Genomic DNA, 3,952 nt, shown 5'->3' on the forward strand with positions numbered 1-3,952 from the left:
CGCCCACGCGCTGCTGGTGAATCTGAAGCCGTCGGCCATTCGCCGGCTGGGGCTCACCTACGAGGCGTTGCGGCGCCACAACGAGCGGATCGTGTGCGTGGCGATCACCGGCTTCGGGCTGCACGGCGGCGACGACCCGGCGTTCGACTACGTGGTCCAGGCCTCGACCGGCATCGCCGCCCTGACGGGCGACCCCGAAGGGCCTCCGACGCTGCCCGGCTACTCCTCGGCCGACAACTCCACCGGCATGTGCGCGGCGCTCGGATTGCTGGCCAAGATCGTCTCCGGCACCGGCGGGCAGGTCGACGTGTCGCTGCGCGACGTGATGTTCTCGCAGCTTAACTACCACGCCGCGGCCTACCTCAACGACGGCGTCGAGCCGCGGCGACGGCCGTACGGCGCGCACTCGTATTACGTTCCTGCCCAGCTATTTCCGACGTCCGAGGGGTATCTGGCCCTGTTCGTCACCCACGACGGCTTCTGGAAATCCTTCGCCGCCGAGGCGGGCATCGGTGGGTTCGAGACGATGACCGAACGGGTGGAGCGGCGCGACGAGGTGCTCGCCGTCGTCACCGCGATGCTCGCGACCGATACCGCCGTCGGCTGGGAGCGCCGACTGCGTCCCCTCGGGGTGCCGGCGGCCGCCGTCCGGACGCTGCCCGAGGCGCTCGAGGCGACCCCGGAGGTCGTGGTGGCCGCGGGCGACTTCCGGCTCGTCGCCGGCCCGATCCACGTTTCCGGTTACGAGCCGCAGTATCAGCCGCCACCTGTGTTGCCCGAGGGTTGAATCGGCGCCGCGCTCCGTACGGCCGCCCGGCCTCAGAACGGCGGGCCCGTGAGGTGCGCCTCCGCGAGCTTGCGGAACGCCGCCACCAACCGGCCCCGGTCCCCGGCGCGCGTGGCGAGCACCACGTGGCAGGGCTCGACGCCCCGCAACGGGACGGTGATGATGTCGGGACGCAGGGTGTTGACGCGTAGATCGGGCACAACGGCGACCGCCTGCCCGGAGGCGATCAGCTCGAACTTGTCCTCGAGCGCGTCCACGAACGGTCCATCTGGTGCCCGGCGTCCGTCGGGCCGGGGATCGATGCGCCAGAAGGCGCTCCACAGCGTGTCGGAGTCGCGGACCCGGGGCATCGGTTCGTCGGCGATGTCGTCGAGCGTGACGAATTCCCGGCCCGCGAGCCGGTGGTCGACCGACATGGCCAGCACCCGGGGCTCGTCGTAGAGGATGGTCACGTGCAGGCCCTCGGTGGGGAACGGGAGCCGGGTCACCACCGCGTCCACCCGATGCCCGAGCAACGCGTCCAGGGCCTGGTCCCAATCCAGATGGGACACTTGCACTTCCGCGTCGGGATGTTCGCGGCGCATCTCCCGCACCGCAGGGGTGACGATCATCCCGGTCGTGTAGCCGATCGCGATGCGGCTGGGCTGGGCGGCGGCCCGGGCCTGGGCGGCGGCATGCGTGGCCGAGCGCAGCAAGGCCTTGGCCCGCGGCAGGAACACCTCCCCGGCCTCCGTCAGCCGGGTGCCTTGCGGCGTGCGATCAAGGAGTCGAACGCCCAGTTGTCGCTCCAGCCGGCGGATCTGCCGGCTCAACGACGGCTGCGCGACGCGCAACGCGGTCGCGGCGCGGCCGAAGTGCCGGTGTTCGGCGACCACCACGAAGTACCCCACCAGCCGCAGATCGAGGTCGATGACGGGCGATACCGATTGGGTCATGCGGGCAGTGTAACGGCGCGGGCGGTCCTTGTCCGCCTCGAAGTGGCGCGCGGACGTGCGGTCATGCCGATTCGGTATCGCGCCATAGGAAACGGGTCTTGGACAGTCCGACCGCCCGGGCAATTGACTGGAAGCAGCAACACGCACACGGTGAAAGGAAATCCCATGCATGTTTTTGTGACGGGTGCGAGCGGGCACATCGGTTCGGCCGTCGTCGACGAACTCGTGCACGCGGGGCATCAGGTCACCGGGCTCGCCCGCTCCGACGAGTCGGCCGCAGCGCTGGCGGCGAAGGGTGTCCGCGTGCACCGGGGTGACCTCGACGACCCCGACGGCCTCGCCGCCGCCGCGGCGGCCTCCGACGGCGTCATCCACCTAGCCTTCAAGCACGACTTCGCCGACTTCGTGGGCGCCGCCGATACGGATCTGCGGGTCGTGCAGGCGATGGGGGAGGCGTTGGCCGGCTCGGACCGGCCGTTCGTCAGCACGTCGGGAACCCTGCTTCTCTCGCTGATCGGGGACGGCGGTCTCGGCACGGAACAGGTCACGCTGCCCGGTGGGCCGCGCGTCGACTCGGAGAACGCCGTGATCGCGCTAGCCGAACGCGGGGTGCGGTCCTCGGTGATTCGGCTGGCCCCGATCGTGCACAGCGACTTCGACCACCACGGCTTCACGCACCACCTCATCACCACCGCACGCGACACGGGCAAGTCCGCGTACATCGGTGACGGCGCCAACCGGTGGCCCGGGGTCCACACGCGCGACGCCGCCCATTTGTACCGGTTGGCACTCGAAAACGCGGCTGCGGGAACGCTTTTGCACGGTGTAGCCGACGAAGGGGTGCCGTTTCGCGACATCGCCGCCGTCATCGGCCGACACCTGGACGTGCCGACGGCCAGTATCCCCGCCGAGGAAGCCGGTCACTTCGGCTTCCTGGCGCTCTTCGCGGCGCTGGATAACCCGACGTCGAACGCGCTGACGCAGAAGGTGCTCGAGTGGCGGCCCGAGGGACCGGGGCTGCTCGAGGACCTGGACGCCGGCCACTACTTCGGCGAGTGAGCGCAGCCATGGCCGGCGCGGTCGTCGACGCGTCCCGAAAAGCGCTGGGGCCGGTCGGCGTTTGCCTGCCGGTCTCCTTCACCGACCCGCTGTCGATCGAGCGGCAGCGGGCTGCGGTGGGCAGCCTGGAGCGGGCCGGATACCGTGCGGTGTGGACCAACGAGGTGATCGGCAAGGACGCCCTCGTGCAACTCGCCATGCTGGCGAGCGCCACCGAACGCATGGTGTTCGGCACCTGCGTCGCCAACGTCTGGGCCCGGTCGCCGCAGACCATGCATGCCGCGGCAGCCCAACTCGCACAGGCGTTTCCGGGCCGCTTCGTGCTGGGCCTGGGAATCGGTTATCCGGAGCAGGCCGCCAGCGTCGGCCGGGAATTCGGCAGTCCGCTGGGCACCATGCGCGACTACCTGACCGACATGGACGCGCCCACCTGGCCGCCGGCGCCCGACGCGCCCTACGCCCGGATCGTCGCCGCCAACGGCCCGAAGATGCTCGCGCTGGCCGGCGAACTCGCCGACGGGGCGTTGCCGGCGTTGTTCCCCGCGGAGTTCACCGCCCACGCCCGCCGCGCGCTCGGCCCAGACAAGCTCCTGGTTGTGGGCCTGTCCGTGGTGGGCGGCGGCGCCGGGAATCCGAAAGCGGCCGCGCGCGAGTCGCTGTCGGCCAGGTTGTCGATGCCCGCGTACGCGGCCAGGCTGGCGGAGCTGGGCTACTCGGCCGGCGACGTCGACGGGGTGAGCGACCGGCTGGTGGACGCGGTCGTCGCATACGGTGACCCGCCGGCCGTCGCCGCCAAGGTGCGCGAGCACCTGGACGCCGGCGCCGACCATGTGACGCTGCTGCCGGAGATCGGCGGCGACTTCGCCACCGCTGTGACGCAACTCGAGTCGCTGGCCCCGGCCTTGGCCACCTTGTAGCCGGCCGGATGCCGGGCGAATAGGATCACCCGGTGATGGATGCGCAGCGAGTCGCCGACGAGATCGAGATCGCCGCCCTGCTCAACAGATACGCCCGGGCCGTGGACTCCAAGGACTGGGAGCTCTACCGCTCGGTATTCACCGACGACGCCCACATCGACTACTCGTCGGCGGGTGCGACCGTCGGCCCCCGCGACGAGGTGGCCGGCTGGCTGGCGGAGGGATTCGGCGCGATTCCGATGTCCATGCACTAC

5 protein-coding genes are annotated in these 3,952 nt (G+C 70.7%); 4 read left to right on the forward strand and 1 reads right to left on the reverse strand.

Going from position 1 to position 3,952, the window contains the following annotated elements; all coding sequences use genetic code 11:
- The coding region (locus AC2VOK_RS16100; protein WP_428901376.1) for a CoA transferase at positions 1-787 on the forward strand (787 nt) is incomplete at its 5' end.
- Positions 788-819: 32 nt separating this feature from the next.
- Here the strand turns inward: AC2VOK_RS16100 and AC2VOK_RS16105 are convergent.
- Positions 820-1,722 carry a LysR family transcriptional regulator gene (locus tag AC2VOK_RS16105; protein ID WP_428901377.1) on the reverse strand — a complete coding sequence of 301 codons (903 nt, stop codon included), beginning with the start codon at positions 1,720-1,722 and terminating at the stop codon, positions 820-822.
- A 165-nt stretch (positions 1,723-1,887) separates the two neighbouring features.
- On the opposite strand from AC2VOK_RS16105, the gene AC2VOK_RS16110 reads away from it, so the two are divergent.
- From AC2VOK_RS16110 to AC2VOK_RS16120, 3 genes are all read left to right on the forward strand, one after another.
- Positions 1,888-2,781 carry an SDR family oxidoreductase gene (locus AC2VOK_RS16110; RefSeq protein ID WP_428901378.1) on the forward strand — a complete coding sequence of 298 codons (894 nt, stop codon included), beginning with the start codon at positions 1,888-1,890 and terminating at the stop codon, positions 2,779-2,781.
- An 8-nt stretch (positions 2,782-2,789) separates the two neighbouring features.
- Entirely contained in the window at positions 2,790-3,698 is a 909-nt protein-coding gene (locus tag AC2VOK_RS16115; RefSeq protein ID WP_428901380.1) for a TIGR03620 family F420-dependent LLM class oxidoreductase, read from the forward strand.
- A gap of 35 nt (positions 3,699-3,733) precedes the next feature.
- The coding region (locus AC2VOK_RS16120; protein WP_428901379.1) for a nuclear transport factor 2 family protein at positions 3,734-3,952 on the forward strand (219 nt) is incomplete at its 3' end.

The organism is Mycobacterium sp. TH-M116 (assembly GCF_057473685.1).